This is a genomic window from Streptomyces sp. NPDC111520 (assembly GCF_055635295.1).
On record NZ_JBVKBW010000021.1, the window covers coordinates 92,860 to 109,455 of the forward strand.

The following is a 16,596-nucleotide window of genomic DNA, read 5'->3' on the forward strand; positions in this document are numbered from 1 at the left end:
AACAAGTGTTGTCGGGTGGCCGTTACAGTGGGTTCCGCCTTCGGGCGTCCGAACGGCGGAGAGGCAAGCGGAGGGTGTGCGGCGTGGCAACGGGCGAGACGATCGTGCAGGCGGCCGGCGGCGGACCGGAGGCGGCGGCGCACGTCCCCGACGACGCCCGCGGCCCGGGCCGGCTGTCGGCGTGGACGACCCGCCGGTGGCTCCGCGTCGGCGTCAGCCTCGCCCTCGCGGTGCTGGCCGCGCTGGGCGCGCTCGGGATATGGGCGCTGGACCGCAGCACCGCGCTGACCGACCAGCTGGTGGACCAGCGCTCCCCGGCGCTGGTCAACGCCATCCGGCTGGAGGCCGCGCTGGTGAACCAGGAGACCGGCGTCCGCGGCTACGGGCTGAGCGGGCAACGGCAGTTCCTCGATCCGTACACCCAGGGCCTGACCGACGAGCGGACCGCCCTCGAGCGGCTGCGTCCCCTCGTCGAGGACGACCCGCGGGCGCGCGCCGACCTCGACGGCGTGGTGGACGCCGCCGAAGCCTGGCAGGGACTGATCGCGCGGCCCGTCGCCGCCCTCTCCGCGACGCCGGGGGAGCCGTTGCCGCTCGCCACCGAGCGCGCCGACGAGGGCCGGGCCGCCTTCGACCGGGTCCGCGGCGCCCTGAACGCCCAGCAGGAGCACCTGCGGCAGGCCCGCGTCACCGCCGGCACCCAGCTCGACGCCGCCGTGCGGCTGCGCAACGCGGTCTTCACCGCCATCGCCGCGGTCATCGTGCTGCTGGCCGTCCTCGTCTTCGAGGGACTGCGCCGCGGCATCAACGGGCCGCTGGAACGGCTCGGCAACGAGGTCCGGCACGTGACACGCGGCCGCTTCGACCACCCCATCACCGCGACCGGCCCGGCGGACCTGCGGCGCCTGGGCGGCGACGTGGAGGCCATGCGCGGCAGGCTCGCGGAAGAGCTCTCCTTCGCCGAGCGGGCCCGGCGGATGCTCGACGAGCAGTCCGCCGAGCTGAAGCGCTCCAACGCCGAGCTGGAGCAGTTCGCCTACGTCGCCTCGCACGACCTCCAGGAACCGCTGCGGAAGGTGTCGAGCTTCACCCAGCTCCTGCAACGCCGCTACGGGGACCAGCTCGACGAGCGCGCCGACCAGTACATCGCGTTCGCCGTCGACGGCGCCAACCGCATGCAGACCCTCATCAACGACCTGCTGGCCTTCTCCCGGGTGGGCCGGGTCCACAACCAGCAGAGCACCGTGGACCTCGAGCGGATCGCCGACGCCACGGAGGATGCGCTGAGCGTCGCCCTGGAGGAGTCCGGCGCCGGGATCACCCGCGACCCGCTGCCGACCGTCGTCGGCGACACCACGCAGCTGGGCATGCTCTGGCAGAACCTGATCTCCAACGCGGTGAAGTTCCGCCACCCCGAACGGGTGCCGCGGATCCACGTCGCGGCCCGGCGCGACGGCGACCTGTGGCGGTTCTCCGTCACGGACAACGGCATCGGCATCGACCCCGAGTTCGCCGAGAAGGTCTTCGTGATCTTCCAGCGGCTGCACACCAAGGACGCCTATCCCGGCAACGGCATCGGGCTGGCCATGTGCAAGAAGATCGTCGAGTTCCACGGCGGCACCATCGCCATCGACCCGGAGTACGGCCCCGGCACCCGCATCGCCTTCACCCTCCCCGCACAGCAGCAGCCCGACCCCGGGCCCGAGTCCGAGACCGTGCCCGGGACCGCCACGGCGGACGCCGACGGGGGCGCGGGGGAGCCCCGACCGTGACGACACCCCCCACCCAGCTCGCACCCGTCACGCACCACAGGATCCTGCTCGTCGAGGACGACGCCGGGGACGCCCTGCTGGTGACGGAACTGCTCGCCGACACCTCGCTGCGGTACACGCTCGTCTGGCACAAGACCCTGGCCGACGCCTGCTTCGAGCTGTCCCAGCGGGCGGCCGACTGCGTACTGCTCGACCTGCACCTGCCCGACGCCGCGGGCCTCGGCGCCGTCGCCGAGATCCAGCGCGCCGACCCCGGTACCGCGGTCATCGTGCTGACCGGCCTCGCGGAGGGGCAGGCCGGTTCCGGAGCCCTCGCCACCGGCGCCCAGGACTACCTCGTCAAGGGCAAGGTCGAGCCGGAACTCCTGCAGCGCGCCGTGCGCTACGCCGTGCAGCGCAAGCAGGTCGAACGGGCCGGGGCCGACCTGCAGGCCGGCCGGCTGCGGGCGCAGGAGAACGCCCGCCTCGAACGGGGCCTGCTGCCGCAGCCGCTGCTCACCACCCCCGCCGTCACCGCCACCAGCCGCTACCTCCCGGGACGGGAGAGCGCCCTGCTGGGCGGCGACTTCCTGGACGTGGTGCAGACCGACGACGGGCGCGTCCACGCCGTGATCGGCGACGTCAGCGGCCACGGCCCGGACGCCGCGGCACTGGGCGTCTGCCTGCGCATCGCCTGGCGCGCGCTGACCCTGGGCGGCCACCGCGGCCCGGAACTCCTGCGCCTGCTGGAGCGGATGCTCGTCGCGGAACGCTCCCACCCCGACCTGTTCACCACGTGCACGCTGCTCACCCTGGACTTCGCCGCGTCCCGGGCCACGGTGCACCTCGCCGGCCACCACGAGCCCCTGCTGACCACCGGCGGCGTGACGCGACCGGTGGAGGCGGCCCACGGCGTCGCCCTCGGCATCGCCCCCGGCCTGGACCACTGGCCCGCCACCGTGCTGGACCTGCCGGAGCGCGGCACCCTGACCCTCTACACCGACGGCCTCATCGAGGGCCACGCGGGCCCCGGCGGTGAGCGGCTCGGCTCGGAGGGGCTGCTGGGTCTGCTCGCCCGCACCCCCGTGACGGGGCCCGACGCCCACCTCGACGCGCTGATCCGGCAGGTCCGCGACCTCAACGAGGAACGCCACACCGACGACCTGGCGGTCCTGCGCCTGGACTGGGACGTCACGGCGGCCGTCGGCGCCGGGACGGGCGGGCCCCCGCGGACCGGCGACGGCTGACGCGAAAGCCCCGGGTCCGCCGGCCCCTTCAGACGGCGCGGCGGCGGCCGGCCGGGGCCGGCGACTCCAGGCGCTCCAGGAGCAGCCCCTCGCGGGTCGACCACGGGCAGATCTCCACGCTGTCCACCCCGCACATCTCCATCAGCGTCTCGGCCACCAGCGCCCCCGCCAGCGACTGACCGGCGCGGTGCCGGGAGATGCCCGGGAGCTTGGCGCGCCCCGCCGGGCCCATGGCCGCGAGCACCGGCACGATCTCCCGGACCTGCCGCAGCGACAGGCGGTCCGGGCCCTCGTCCGACACGCCGCGGGCGGCCGCGAGCCGCGCCAGCTGGGTGAACGTCTTGGAGGAGGCCAGCACCCGGCCGTCCCGCGGTGCCCGCGGCAGGGTGTCGCCCAGCTCGCCGACCGACGCGCGTAGACGGTCGCGGACCTCGTGCAGCCGCCGCTTCGAGCTGACGGCCTCCACCAGGTCCCACTGCCGGTTGACGGCGCGGGCCCCGAGCGGGAAGGAGTGGACCGCACGCGGCTGCTGCCCGGTGCCGTCCGCGATCTCCACCGTGCCGCCGCCGATGTCCAGCACCAGCAGCGGCAGTCCGTCCTCCCCGGCCCAGCGGCGGGCGGCCACGTAGGCGAGCCGGGCCTCCTCCTCGCCCGAGAGCACCCGCAGCCGTGTGCCGGTGGTCCGGGCGACCTGGGCGATGACCTCGTCACGGTTCGGCGCGTCCCGGATGACGGAGGTGGCGAACGCGTACACCGAGGGCAGCGATCGCCCACCGTCCGCCGCCAGGGTCCGGGCCACCGCGTGCTGGACGCTGCGCACCCCCGACCGGTCGAGCCGTCCCGCCGCGTCGAGCGTCTCGTGCAGCCGCAGCCGCACCTTGCGCGCCAGCACCGGCTCCAGCGGCGAGTCCTCCCGCCGTTCCACGATCGTCAGCAGGGCGCTGTGGCACCCGACGTCGAGCACTCCAGTTCTGCGTACCTTCCGTTGTGTCTTCAATCCGTACCTCCACCCCGTTGTGGCATCGCACCTTCCTCATTCCCCGGAGACGGCTGTTCCTCCCGGGGACGGGCAGCGCGCCGTCCTATTCACGGCCCGGCGCGCCGCCAAGTCAAGATCTTTTGACGAGATCGTTGCGCAGAGCACACAGCCGCTCACGGCGCCTGACGGGGCGCGGGAACGGGTGGAGCGGCCAATTCCGCCCCGGTGGGGGGCCCTTGGTCCGTCACCTGAGCCGCGCCCGCCAGCTGGGCCAGGGCGGCCGCCGTCAGCGCGGTGACGCCCGCCGGGACGGCGAGCCGGGGATCGGGACGGAACGCGGGGGAGTGGTTCGGCGGCAGCGCCGCCATCTTGGCCGCGGCGCCCGCACCCGGGGTCCGCGCCCACTGCTCCGGGCCGACACACCCCAGCATCCAGTAGGCGGTGCGTACCTCGCCCACACCGTGCAGCGCCGCCCCCGCCGCGCCGTACAGCGGGAAGTCCTCGGTGGCCGTGGACGCGGGCCAGACCGCCACCCGCTCCGCGCCGAGGGCCCGCTCGTGCGCCCGCCGCACGGCGGCGGCCGTGCCGGGGTCCGCGAGCGTCGGATGCGACCGTGCGAGGACCCGGACGGAGGGTTCGCGCGGGCAGCCGGAGGCGGCGCACTCGGCGGTCACGATGCGGTGCACGGCCGCCGTCACCCGTTCCAGCGCCTCCTCGCCGAACGCGCGCACCGAGACCTCCAGGGTCGCCGTCTCGGGCACGACGTTGCCCCGCGTGCCGGCGTGAAGCGAACCGACCGTCAGCACCACCTGCTCGGCCGGGCTCGTCTCCCGCGACACCACGGTCTGCAGCCGCAGCACGATCGCGGCCGCGGCCACCACGGGGTCCACCGCCAGGTGGGGGCTTGCCGCGTGACCGCCCGAGCCGTGCACGACGACCTCCAGCAGCCGGCTGCCCGCCAGCACCGGACCGTGCGCGTGGGCGACCATCCCGGCCGGCAGCGGGGCGGTGTGCTGGGCCAGGACGACGTCGGGGACCGGGAAGCGGGTGTACAGGCCGTCCTCCAGCATGGCGCGGGCCCCGCCGAGGGTCTCCTCCGCCGGCTGGCCCACCGTCACCAAGGTGCCCGACCAGTGGCCGGTGGCGGCCGCCAGCAGCGCCGCCGTGCCACCGAGGCACGCCAGGTGCAGATCGTGCCCGCACGCGTGCATGACGGGCACCGCGCGGCCTTCGGCGTCGAGGGCGACGGCCTCGCTGGCGTAGGGCAGGCCGGTGGCCTCCCGGACCGGCAGCGCGTCGAGTTCGGCGCGCAGCATCACCACGGGGCCGGGGCCGTTGCGGAGCACGCCGACCACGCCGTGGCCGCCGACGCCGGTGGTGACGTCGAGCCCCGCGCCCCGCAGGCGTTCGGCGTGCCGCGCGGCGGTGCGCTCCTCGGCGCCGGAGAGCTCGGGATGCCGGTGCAGGTCGAGGTAGTCGGCGACGGTGGGCCGCAGCACGGCCCGCAGTCCGTCGAGGACCGGGCCGTACGCGCCGTCCTCCGTGTCGTTCTTCGTGCCGTTCTCCGCGCCGTTCGCGGAAGGGCTCACGACTGCCTCCTGTCGATGGGGTGCCGGGGCCGGCGGCGGCTGCGCCGGGGGCTGACAGCGGGGTGACAGCGGGACGCGCACGGATCTGCCAGCGGCACCCCTTAGAAAGGAACCCGGGTACGGCGCACGGGTGTGCGGTTGTCCGCAACCGGCGCCCGGAGCCGCGCCCTTGTCGTCGCGTTCACCCATGGGCCGACCGGCCCGTTCCCTCAGGAGGAGACACGATGCCGCAGAACTCGCTGGAGTCGCTCGCCCAGGAGATCCTCGAGCTGGAGTCCGAGACCTTCGAGATCACCGACTACTCGGACGCGAGCGAGGTCATGCTGGGCTCGTCCACCAGCTGCTCGAGCACCAGCACCTGCTCCAGCACCACCAGCACCACCAGCTGCACCGCCTGATCCTCCGGATCCGGGTCATCGCCCCCCGCGCCGCGGCTCGCGCCGCCGCGCGGGGGGCTTCGCCGTGTCACCGCCCCGGCCGGGGCGGTGACACGGCGAGCGGCCCTCGGTTCAGGGGAACGGGTGCGGCACGCGCCGCAGTTCGTCCTCCCCGAGATCCGTGCTCCGCAGCCCGCCCCGCCGGAACGCCGTGCGCAGCCGGGGCATGTGCAGGGCGCGCTGCCGCGTCCAGCCGAAGTCGATCGGCAGCAGCCCGGGCACCAGGGTGGCCACGGTCCGCAGACCCAGGCGCTCCTGCTCCGGTGTCGTCTGGTCGACGGCGATCACGTCGAAGCCGGCCCCGGTCAGGACGTCCCGGCACAGCCGGACGTCGTCGAGGAGGTCCCCGGTGCGCGGCAACCGCCGCTCCCAGTCCGCGTACAGCTCGCCCAGCGGGCGTACGGCGGCCGGCCGCAGGTAGGAGGCGGCGTGCTCGGCCATCTCGGGCAGCCCGAAGAGCGCGGCGTGGTCGGGCAGCCGCCGCACGAGCCCGAAGTCCCGAGCCATGGCGGCCAGTTCCTCCGGGCGCTCGCCGACCTGGCCCGGCAGGTGGGGGATGTAGGTGAGGATCTCGGACACCGCCGACTCCACGGCGGTCTCCGGGTCGAAGGCCGCGCCCGCGGCGAAGGCCAGGGTGCCCGGGCCGCCGTCGCGGCGCACCGCGAGCCCGGTGGCGACCGGCACCGTCAGGTCCACCCGGTTGTCGAAGACGTGCACGTCGTAGCCCTGCAGGGCGGCCCGGTCGACCATGGCCCGGGTGGCCCCGCGGGTGCAGGAGGCCAGGTCGATCTCCGTGAGCGCCGCGTTGCCGTACCAGCCGAGCAGGAAGGAGTCCCGCTCGATCAGCTCCAGCAGGCCGAACAGCACCGCCTCCTCCCAGCAGCTGCCGATGGCGCAGCCGTTGGAGCACTCGAAGACGAAGTTGTCCGCCGCCAGGCCCGCGCTGTAGTGGACGAGCCGGGCCGGGACGAGGACCGGCCGTTCGTCGCGCAGCGACCACCCCCGCACCCACGGGATGGGACGGTCCGGCGCGAACGGGCTCAGCATCGGGTCGTCGCGGTACGTCTCCGGCGCGTACAGCCCGCACTCGCGCGGGTCGAGCGCCCGGTCGCCGAGCACGTCGTACGCCTCCGTCAGCAGCGGCCCGAGGCGCCGCCGGTGGGTGCCCGCGTACCGCTCCAGGCCCTCCAGGAAGGCCAGGTCACGGCTGGCCCGGAAGGAGTTGGCCTGGCCGCTCCACGTGACGTCGGTCAGGCCCGCGTAGCCGCGCATGAAGACGCTCCCGGCGACCGGGGCGGTCGTGGGCGACTTGACGTCCGTCCAGGTGGTGGCGCCGAGAACGCCGCACACCGGGTTGGCCAGCGCGTCGGCGGGCAGCCCGTACGAGCGCGGGGAGCGCAGCCGGTACGCCTCCGGGGACGGCTTGGGCCGGGGCGGCGGCGCCGTCACCGTCTCCGCGGCCTCCCCGCCGTCCTGGCCCTCCGGGACGCAGTGCGGGCACAGGGGCTCGCCCAGCAGGGGCACCGAGCTGACCTGGAGGGTCGCCAGGTCCAGCCGGGTGACGCGGGGCAGCGGTCCGGACGGGCCCGCGGCCAGGGCGCGTTCGTAGAGGGCCGAGACGGCGTCGACGACGTAGCCGGGCAGGGCGGGCCACTCGCCCGCCGCCAGCGTCCGCGTGCCGGTCTCCCAGGCCTCGCGCTCCGAACGGGTGCGCAGCCGCTGCCAGCGCATGGCCAGGCACTGGCCGCACGCCCGCTCGGCGGGGTCGGTGCCGGCCCAGGGGCCGACGAGCACCGCGTCCCAGGTGAGGTGGATCCGGGCGGCCGGGCGCCCGGCGCGGTGGGGGTCGCGTCCGGGGGCGAGGGTGTCGGCGGTGCCGAGCGGCACCACCTTTGGCGGCGCCGCGGGATGCCGTTCGGCCAGGGCCTCGCGCAGCGCGCGGGCCGCGGTGTCCATCAGCGCCGCGGGGGGCGCCGTCGTGGGGGCGAGTTCGGTGGTCATCCGCGGTTGCTCCAGCGGAAGGTCTTCGCGGCGAGCAGCGCGAAGAGCACCGCGAAGCCGACGAGTCCGGCGCAGGAGAGGGCGTAGTCGGCCGCGCTCCCGTGGTGGGTCTCGGACAGCACGCCGAGGACGCCGTCGTTGAAGTAGCGCAGCGGCAGCGCCAGCGACAGGTCGCGCACCCAGGGCGGCATCAGGTCGGCCGGGAAGAACGACCCGGACAGGAACGCCATCGGCACCATGATGCAGTTGGCGATCGCCGCGACCGCCTCCGGCGTGTCGGCGAGGCTGCCCACGACCAGGCCCAGCGCCATGAACGTGGTGATGCCGAGCACCAGCACCGGGATCACCAGCGGCCACCCGGACGCGAGCCGCAGCCCGAAGCCCGGCAGCAGGGCCACGCCGATGAACAGCGCGGCCTGCACCAGCCCCACCGCGACGGCTATGGCGTAGCGGGAGGCGAGCACGGACGTCAGCGAGGCGGGCGTACGCCAGATGAGCCGCAGGATGTCGTCGCGGCGCCAGTGCATCAGGGTGAAGGCCACCCCGAACATGGCCGCGTTGCCGACGCCCCAGGACAGCACGCCGGGGGCGATGTAGTTGATGTACGGGGGGCCGTCGTCCTTGACGGTCTGGCCCTGGAAGATCAGGCCGAAGACGATCAGGAAGAGCAGGGGGAAGGCGAAGGTGAAGAAGACGGTCGTCTTGTCCCGGACCGCGGCACGGTAGTTGGCCCGGGTCAGTGCGGTGTACGCGCTCACGGTCAGTGCTCCGATCCGGTCAGGGCGAGGTAGGCGTCCTCCAGGGTCGCGGTGCGGGTCTGCACCGCGTCGGGCCCGGCGATCTCGTTCACGGCGACGATCACCTGGCCGGCCACCCGGGTCTCCATGACGACCTCGCCGTTGTCCACCTCCGCGCGGTCCACGCCGTCGATGGCCAGGGCGCGTTCGACGGTGATGCGGTCGGCGGGCACCAGCACGCGGGTCGGCGCCTTGAGGGAACGCACCAGGTTGGCGGGCGTGTCCAGGGCGATCACCCTGCCGTGGGACATGATCGCCACCCGGTCGCAGAGGGCCTCGGCCTCGTCGAGGTGGTGCGTGGTGTGCACGATGGTGCGCCCCTGGCCCTTCAGGCCCCGCAGCAGGCTCCACAGCGAGCGCCTGGCCTCCGGGTCGAGGGCGGCCGTGGGCTCGTCCAGCATGATCAACTCGGGCTCGTGGACGAGCGCGGTGGCGATCGCCAGACGCTGGCGCTGTCCGCCGGACAGGTCGTCGACGCGTGTGCCGCCCTGCTCGCCCAGTCCCACCTCCGAAAGCGCGCGGTCGGCGGCCTCGGGGCCGAGGCCGTAGAGGGTGGCGACGGTCCGCAGGTGCTCCAGCGCGGAGAGCCGGGTGAAGAACGCCGAGGCCTGGGTCTGGACGCCGAGCCGCCGCAGCAGTTCAGTGTTGCGCGGCCACGGGGACGAACCGAGCACGGACACGCTCCCGCCGTCGGCGCGCCGCAGCCCCTCGACCATCTCGATGAGCGTGGTCTTCCCGGCGCCGTTCGGCCCGAGGATGCCGAAGAACTCCCCGCGGCGCACGGTGAGCGACACCCCGTCCACGGCCTTCAGGTCGCCGTAGCTCTTGCGCACGTCGTCGATCACCACGGCCTCGGCGGCCGGTTCCACTGGCGTCATCACTTGTTCCCTTGGTTCCCTTGCTGGGTGATGGTCGTCGCCGGCCGTCTCCCGCGGCAGGTGCGCGGTGACGGCGGGCGCGGTACCGGGTGGCCGCGCGGACTCCCGCGCGCCCTCGTCCCCGTCCGGCGGTGTGTGCTGGAGGCGCCTGGCGCGCGCGGCCAGGCCCAGCCGCCACAGCACGACGGCGGCCAGGAGGAGCAGCGCCGGGGCCCAGCCGCCCACGGCGCCGTAGCGGTCGGCCAGCGCCCGGCCGGCCAGGAGCAGGAGCAGCGCGGCGGCCCCCGTGGTCAGGGCACCGGCCAGCAGCCCGTACGCCGTGTAGACGGCACGCGCCCGCGGCGGGTAGCCGGCGGTGCCGGGGCCGCGGCCCCACCGGCCCGCGACGGCGGCGCGCAGGTAGTCGCGGCTGCCCGCGGCGAGCCGCTCCACGCCCAGGCCGTACCCGAGCAGCTTGTAGCCGTCCAGCGGGGGCAGCGGAAGGAGGTTGGCCAGCGCGAAGACCAGGCCCGTCAGCAGCGCGCCGCCGAGGGCCGAGTGCGGCGCCCCGGGCGGCGCCCACACCCACAGCGGCCACAGCGGGAGGAGGAGGGCGAGGTTCATGGCCGGGCCGGCGACCGCCGTCGCCATCTGGTGGCGGCGCCGCGCGAAGAACGGCACGTCCTGCACCAGGCAGTACATGTAGGTCACCGGCAGCCGCCAGCGCAGCCCGATCTCCGTGACGGTGCCGCCGAAGGCGCGGCCCACCAGGCCGTGTGCCAGCTCGTGGAGGGCCATGCTGACCCAGAGCCCGACGCCCACGGCCATCAACAGCACTGGGGTGCGGGCCAGTTGATTCATGTCGTGGACCAGTGTGCCGAACTCCGCGGCCAGATGGATCATCATCGCGCACACCAGCAGAACCACCGTGCCCAGGAAGAACGGCGTCCGGGCGAAGGCGGTGCGCCGGTGCAGGCGCTCGATCAACGCAGCGGCGTCGGCGACCATGCGGACGTGCCCGCTCAGCACCGTGGACCGGCCGGCCAGGGCGCCCTCGGGTCCCGGCCCGGCCGCCCCCGGCGTCCCCACCGGCGCGGGGCCCTCTGCGCCGGCCAGCAGACCGCGCCCGTACAGCAGGCCGAGCAACTGCCGCCACTGGGCCTCGCCGAGACGCGCGCCGAAGCGCCGGGCGTACGCGTCGCCGACCTCGGCGAGCGTCCGTTCCCCGTCCAGGTGGTCCAGGACGAAGAACTCCTTGGCCCGCAGCTCGTAACGGCGGCCGCCGGCCGGCTCCTTGACCGGGCGCAGCTCCGCGGCCCCGCGCAGCACCGCGGGGCCGACCAGCAGGTCGGGGCGCCGGCGCGGCCGCGCCTCCAGCATGCCGGGGGTTCTCATCCGGTCCCTTTCGGTGCCGCGGCGGGGCCTCCGCCCTCGCGCAGGGTGCGGGCGAGCACGTAGGCGAGGAACGCCTCGTCCCGGATGGTCACCGAGAGCCGGTTGTTGGTCATGTGCATGTACGGCGACATCAGCATCGCCAGCGCGTGGCGCTCGTCGGCGACGCCGAACTCCTCGCCCCCGCTCCAGCGCCGGAACACCAGCCGCCCGTCGGCCGCCAGCCCGCGCACCCGCCCCGCCAGCTCGCGGCAGTGCACCGCCCAGCCCCGCAGGAACGCCGGCAGTTCCTCCTCGGCGCCGCGCGCGATCGCGGCCCTGACCGAGGCGAAACGACGCCCGAGCTCCGCGCCCATCTCCGCGTAGGCCCGGTCGTAGCCCTTGCGGGCGGTGAACTCGGTCTCGGAGAAGGCACCGTCCCAGAAGGCGTGGTAGCGCTCCAGGAAATGCGCCAGTTCTTCGTCGTCGTCGAGGAAGGACGCGGACATCACCATCATCAGCTGTGCCGCCGTCCCCAGCAGCACGGTGCGGACGTGCAGGTTCATCGTGCGCAGCGCCTCGAGCACCAGGTCGCTGGAGCGCTGGAAGTGCCACTCCGCGAGCGCGACGCCGGCCGGGCCGCCGTACTTGCCGTACTCCGGCTCGTACGGTTCGAGGCTCACCGAGTTGTTGTCCCGGAGCAGCATCCGGCCGTCCGGGCCGAGCAGCTTCCCACGTTGCTCCTGCGGGTACTCCAGCTCGAACAGGGTGTTGTACAGGTCGGCCAGGAAACCGGCCTTGACCTCGTACAGCGCCGGGCGCGTGGTGAGGAAGCGCTGCACCGCGGCCAGCGCGCGGTCCCGGACCTCCGCCTCGGCGGCCGCGGAGGAGGCCCTCAGGCGCAGCCGGACGTGCGGGCCCTGCAGCCAGTAGTTGATGAAGAACCAGCCGGAGAGCAGCCCGTCGTCGGTCAGTTCGTCGACCAGCGGCCTGACGCAGTCCAGGAGCAGCGGCCGCGGGCTCGCCGCGTAGAAGACGTGCAGGGCCTGCCAGTCACCGGGCGCGCCGGCGCCCCCGGGACCGCCGGTGCCGGTCAGGGCGGGTGAGGTCATGCCCGCTCACCATGTCCTTCCTCGTCGGGTACGGGATGTGCCGGGCCGGTGGGGAACAGCTCCACGGCGAGCTCCGCGACGTGCCGCCCGCGACCGGAGGTGACGTGCAGGTCGTCCTCGGCCGGCAGCATCTCCTCCAGGACGACACGCCCCGCCGGGTCCTTCACCAGGCCCTCCAGGGCCAGCAGGGACAACGGGGCGTCGAAGTCGACGTAGTGCGGCTTGGAACCGCCCGCCCAGCCCGCCGGCGCCCCGGCCCCCGGCAGCACCGTCGCGAAGGCCCGGGCGGGCACGCCGTGCCTGCGCCGCCAGCGCCGCCAGCGCAGGAACCAGTCGGCGTCGTCCTCCCCGGCGGCGCGCCGCGGCAGCGCCGTCGCGTCGGCCGTCCAGCGGCGGCGGCCGAGCACCACGGAGCCGTGCCGGACCCTCGGCCGGGTCGTCACCCCGTCGACGGCGGGCGCCTCGGGGACGCCGGTCCACACGTCGAGCGCCGTCTTGGAGGTCGGGGAGAGCAGCAGCAGGGTGCGCGGGATCTCGGGGAGCACCATCGGCACCAGATAGCCCAGGTAGAGCGGGATCACCTCCTTGCCGAGCCTTCGCGAGCGCACGACCAGCCGGTCCTCGCCCGTGTCGTGCTCGACGAAGAGGTCGTCGAGGTGGATGCGGGCCTCCGGCGGCGCCGACCCGGTTTCCCCGGGACAGAGGATCTGATAGTCCGTCAGCCGACCGTGCAGGTTGAGGTTGGTGGTCGCCGAACCCGCGGTGATCTCGGCGAAGACCGCGCCCCGCGGCTGGGTGGCCCGCAGGGTGGCGAGCAGGCGCTCCGACAGACCGGGGGAGTCCGCGACGGTGTCGAAGCAGTGGGTGAAGCGCGTGAAGGGGAAGCACAGGCCGCCGTAGGAGCCGTTGAGGACGACCAGGGGGTCCTCGGCCCGGTCGGCGAGCTGCAGGAAGTGGCTCTGCGGGGCGAAACCGGCCGGGATCGGGGCGAGTTCGGCGGCGACCGCGTCGACGAGGCCGTCGCCGACGTGCAGTTCGGCGGCGCCCGGGGCCGTGTCCGGGTTCGCGCCCGGGTCCGCGCCCAGGTCCCGCCACGCCTCCCGCATGCCCGCCACGAAGGCGGCGCGGGCCCGGTCCAGCGCGGTGATCTGGGGCAGGCCCAGCCAGTTCTCCTCCGGCTGGTGGCCCTTCCGGCCGTCGTGCGGAGGGCGCTGGGACGTGAAGAGCAGGTACTGCTCGAACAGGTCCTCGTGGAAGTCGTGGACGAGCCTCAGCAGGTCGTCGCAGCGCCCGCCCCGGCCGTAGCGGGCCAGGAAGAAGCCCTTGAAGGTCAGCCGCTGCGCCAGGGAGACGTCGAAGGCCGGCAGCACACGGGACAGCGAGCGGAGCGGCCCCTCGGCCAGTTCCGTCCACCGGCGCAGGTCGGCGGTGACCGGACCGTCCGCGGCGCGCGCGTCCTCGTACAGCAGGGTCTGCGGCAGCGTCGTCCCGGAGGCGCCCAGCGACTCCACGACAGCGGGCAGTTCCCGCCGCAGCCCGCCGAGCAGCTCGCGCCGCCGGCCGAGCGGCGCGGCCGGGTAGGCGGCGACACCGGCGGCCGTCCCCTCCAGCCGCGCGGCGAGCGCCGCGGCCCACGGCCGGCCGACCTCGCGCAGCGCCGCCTGGAAGTCCCGCAGCGGGTCGGGGCTGTGGACGTCCGGGTGGAGGGAGTTGAGCTGCACCATGCCGAGCTGCAGCAGCGCCGACAGATAGCGTCCGGCCTCCTCCGTGGTGGCGCCGCGTTCCCGGCACAGCCAGGCCACCAGGTCCCGGTGGCGCAGCCGCGGCCGCTCGCGCAGCAGGGCCAGCAGCCCCTCCAGGGCGCCGCTGCGGCGCAGGAAGAACAGCCGGTCGCGGGCCGCGTCGAAGCTGACGGCGGCGGAATCGTCGCCCGCGGTCACCGAGCGCCGCACGAAGCGCACCCGCTCGTCGTCCATTTCCCAGCCCGACGCCAGGGAGACCAGCAGGTCGCCGCGGCGCTCGGGGTCGGCGGCGATCGCGTCGGCGAGCCGCCGCAGCACCACCACGTTCAGCCGGGCGTGCCCGCTCCAGCGTTCGGCGACGTGGAGGCCCCCGCCGGGTGCGCCGTCCGCGCGGAACTCGCCGACGGCGACGCCCGTGAAGGTGCTGAACGGGCTGGTCTTGCAGGCGGTGCGGTACAGGTACGCCAGCAGCGACCGCTCGATCTTCCGGCCCCGCTTGCCGGCCGCCGCCGCGTCGCCCCGGACGTAGGCGTCGAGCTGACCGTCCAGGGTGGGCGAGGCCAGCAGCAGGCCCGTCCGCAGCTGCTCCCCGGCGGCGAGTTCGCGCAGCGCCGCGCGTCCCTCGCCGAACGCGGCCTCCAGCACCGCCCGGCCGCGGGCGCGCCGCTCCTCCCACGCGTGCCGGTCGCGCAGCCAGGACAGCAGCTCCGCGCCGGTCGGTCCGTCCAGCCCGGCGGCGAGCGCGAGGGCGCCCGGCACGTCCTGCGGCAGGCGGTTGTTGAAGACGGCGCGGCGCAGCCGCAGCACTTCGCGGCGCATCGCGTCGTCGGCGTTGTCCGCCACCAGCGCGGCCAGCGGGTCGCTCAGCCGGGCGCCGGCCTCGGCGAGCCGGCCCTCCTCGTCCAGGACGTCGTCCGCCCACCGGCGGGCGTCCGCGCTGCGCAGCCGCTGCGCGGCCTCGACGGGCAGTCCGGCCAGCCGCAGCATGAAGCGCGGGGACAGCGCGGTCGCCCGACCGGTGACGGGCCGTTCGAGTGAGGTGCTCACCGGGCCTCGCCCTCCCGCACGTCCCGGTCCGCCCCGCCGCCGCGCGTGCCGCCGTCCTCCGGGGACGGCACGAGGTCGTAGCGGAAGTCGGCGGGGCGCGGCCGCTCGTGCCCGACGAGCATCAGCAGCAGCGGGAGTTCCCCGGTGCCGGCGAGCCCGAGTTCCTCGGCGAAGGCGACGCTGTCGAAGCCGAGCGCCACGCCGCACGCGGTCCCCGAGGCCGCGGCGGCGGTGTAGACGGCCTGCGCGGCGGCGCCGACCGCCGCGCTGACGAGCCGGTAGCCCCGGTCCCCGGCGGCGTCGAGGACGGCGTGGGTGCGGACGGCCGGCACGATCACCGCGGCGGCCTGCTCCAGGTTGTAGTTGTTGAGGAAGTAGTGGGCCTGCAGGAAGGCGCCCGGCGAGCCCTTCTTCAGCAGCCGCAGTTCGCCCGCCCCGCCGTCGTAGGCGTACACGCCCTGCGCGACGCCCTCGACGTGGTTGACGAAGACGTACAGCGACGCCAGCCGCGGGCTGCCGTTCGGGGTGACGTCGGTGGCCAGCGCCGCGCCCGCCTCCGCCGCCTTCAGCGCGGCGGCCAGGTGCTCCGCCGACAGCGGCCGGATGCCGGTGAACCGGCCGAAGCTGCTGCGCCGTTCCCGCAGCGCGCGACGCACGCTCAGCTCCAGGGGCGCGGCGGGCGGCAGCGGCTGCCGCGGTCCGCCGGGTGGCAGGGCGGGGGCCGCCGCGTCCTCCAGCGCGTCCGGCGCAGGACGGGCCGACGCGCCGTCGAGCGTGGCGTGGTGCACCTGCCGCACGGTCTCGAAGGCGAGCACGCGGCGCGACCGCTCCTGCTCGGTGCGCTGGACCCCCGAGGTGGCCGCCCCGCCCGACACGGAGCGGACGGTCCCGGCCCAGCGCAGCGGCACGACCGCGAACACGCCCTCCTCGTCCGCCTCCGCCCCCAGCAGGCGGCCCAGGCGCGGTTCGTCGAACCACAGCACCGGGTCGATCCGCAGCCCGCGGGCCTGCGCCCACGTCCGCCAGGTCTGCAGCAGCGCCCCGGTGTCCATGGTCACCACGTGGTAGCTGAAGCTGTTGTACTTGAAGGAGTTCTGCCAGAACTTCACGCCGAGGACGAGGAACTGGTCGGTGTCCCGGTGCAGCCGGGCGTCCCCGACCGCGGCGCGGACCTCCGCCGACACGTCGCCGGTCAGCAGCCGCTGCACGGCGTGGTGCGAGGGCGCGTAGTGGTACACGCCGGGGGTCATCGGGCCGGAGGCACCGCTGACCCAGTGCACGCCCACCGGGTACAGGCCGCCGCCGGAGGCCGTGCCGCGCGACCAGTTGGCCTGGGTGTACATCGGCAGCGTGCCCAGGTCGGTGTTGGCCTGGACGGCCAGGCGGCGGCCGACCAGCCCGTACGAGTCGCGCAGCATTCCGCCCAGCAGCGGAAGCGTGAACGGCGCGTCGCCGTGCGGCCCGGCGAGGCCCCGGCCGACGCCCGCGTCGTCGGGGAAGTCCCCGTCGGGCAGCGGGAAGCGCTCGGCGCCCGGGTAGTACTTCTCCTTCCTGGGCCGGTCCACCCAGTCGGGTACGAAGTCGGCGGGCTCCATCGCGACCCTGCCGCGCCGCATCACCGCGGTCGCGTACTCATGGGTGTGCCCCATGTCCGGTCCTCTCTGTC

The 16,596-nt window shown here is 75.0% G+C and carries 11 protein-coding genes; 3 read left to right on the forward strand and 8 right to left on the reverse strand.

Features of this window, described 5'->3' with window-relative positions; translation table 11 throughout:
* Positions 1-83: 83 nt before the first annotated feature.
* Both ACZ7MY_RS35705 and ACZ7MY_RS35710 read left to right on the forward strand, forming a co-directional pair.
* Positions 84-1,772, forward strand: coding sequence for a sensor histidine kinase (locus ACZ7MY_RS35705; protein ID WP_499608485.1), 1,689 nt, complete (start codon positions 84-86; stop codon positions 1,770-1,772).
* The gene (locus ACZ7MY_RS35710; RefSeq protein ID WP_499608486.1) at positions 1,769-2,998 is read left to right on the forward strand and encodes a PP2C family protein-serine/threonine phosphatase; all 1,230 of its coding nucleotides are present in this window, start codon (positions 1,769-1,771) and stop codon (positions 2,996-2,998) included. The genes ACZ7MY_RS35705 and ACZ7MY_RS35710 overlap by 4 nt, the downstream gene beginning before the upstream one ends.
* A gap of 28 nt (positions 2,999-3,026) precedes the next feature.
* On the opposite strand, the gene ACZ7MY_RS35715 is transcribed toward ACZ7MY_RS35710, so the two are convergent.
* Positions 3,027-3,962, reverse strand: coding sequence for a Ppx/GppA phosphatase family protein (locus ACZ7MY_RS35715; protein ID WP_499608488.1), 936 nt, complete (start codon positions 3,960-3,962; stop codon positions 3,027-3,029).
* Positions 3,963-4,150: 188 nt separating this feature from the next.
* Positions 4,151-5,485 carry an amidohydrolase gene (locus ACZ7MY_RS35720; protein ID WP_499608542.1) on the reverse strand — a complete coding sequence of 445 codons (1,335 nt, stop codon included), beginning with the start codon at positions 5,483-5,485 and terminating at the stop codon, positions 4,151-4,153.
* Positions 5,486-5,790: 305 nt separating this feature from the next.
* Between ACZ7MY_RS35720 and ACZ7MY_RS35725 the strand changes: the two genes are divergently transcribed.
* Complete coding sequence (locus ACZ7MY_RS35725; RefSeq protein ID WP_089228050.1) at positions 5,791-5,964, forward strand: thiazolylpeptide-type bacteriocin; 174 nt, start codon at positions 5,791-5,793, stop codon at positions 5,962-5,964.
* A 111-nt stretch (positions 5,965-6,075) separates the two neighbouring features.
* Here the strand turns inward: ACZ7MY_RS35725 and ACZ7MY_RS35730 are convergent, their stop codons facing one another.
* From ACZ7MY_RS35730 to ACZ7MY_RS35755, 6 genes are all read right to left on the reverse strand, one after another.
* Positions 6,076-8,004 carry a TOMM precursor leader peptide-binding protein gene (locus ACZ7MY_RS35730; RefSeq protein ID WP_499608491.1) on the reverse strand — a complete coding sequence of 643 codons (1,929 nt, stop codon included), beginning with the start codon at positions 8,002-8,004 and terminating at the stop codon, positions 6,076-6,078.
* Positions 8,001-8,762 carry an ABC transporter permease gene (locus ACZ7MY_RS35735; protein ID WP_499608493.1) on the reverse strand — a complete coding sequence of 254 codons (762 nt, stop codon included), beginning with the start codon at positions 8,760-8,762 and terminating at the stop codon, positions 8,001-8,003. The genes ACZ7MY_RS35730 and ACZ7MY_RS35735 overlap by 4 nt, the downstream gene beginning before the upstream one ends.
* Before the next feature lie 2 nt (positions 8,763-8,764).
* Positions 8,765-9,679: an ABC transporter ATP-binding protein gene (locus tag ACZ7MY_RS35740; protein ID WP_499608544.1), complete on the reverse strand. Its 915-nt coding sequence runs from the start codon at positions 9,677-9,679 to the stop codon at positions 8,765-8,767.
* A 1,370-nt stretch (positions 9,680-11,049) separates the two neighbouring features.
* A complete protein-coding gene (locus ACZ7MY_RS35745; RefSeq protein WP_499608495.1) occupies positions 11,050-12,141 on the reverse strand; it encodes a lantibiotic dehydratase C-terminal domain-containing protein in 1,092 nt (363 codons plus the stop codon).
* Positions 12,138-14,870 carry a lantibiotic dehydratase gene (locus ACZ7MY_RS35750; protein ID WP_499608547.1) on the reverse strand — a complete coding sequence of 911 codons (2,733 nt, stop codon included), beginning with the start codon at positions 14,868-14,870 and terminating at the stop codon, positions 12,138-12,140. Before ACZ7MY_RS35750 ends, ACZ7MY_RS35745 begins: the two co-directional genes overlap by 4 nt.
* A gap of 56 nt (positions 14,871-14,926) precedes the next feature.
* Positions 14,927-16,579, reverse strand: a complete 1,653-nt coding sequence (locus tag ACZ7MY_RS35755; protein WP_499608498.1) for a SagB family peptide dehydrogenase — start codon at positions 16,577-16,579, stop codon at positions 14,927-14,929.
* Positions 16,580-16,596 lie beyond the last annotated feature (17 nt).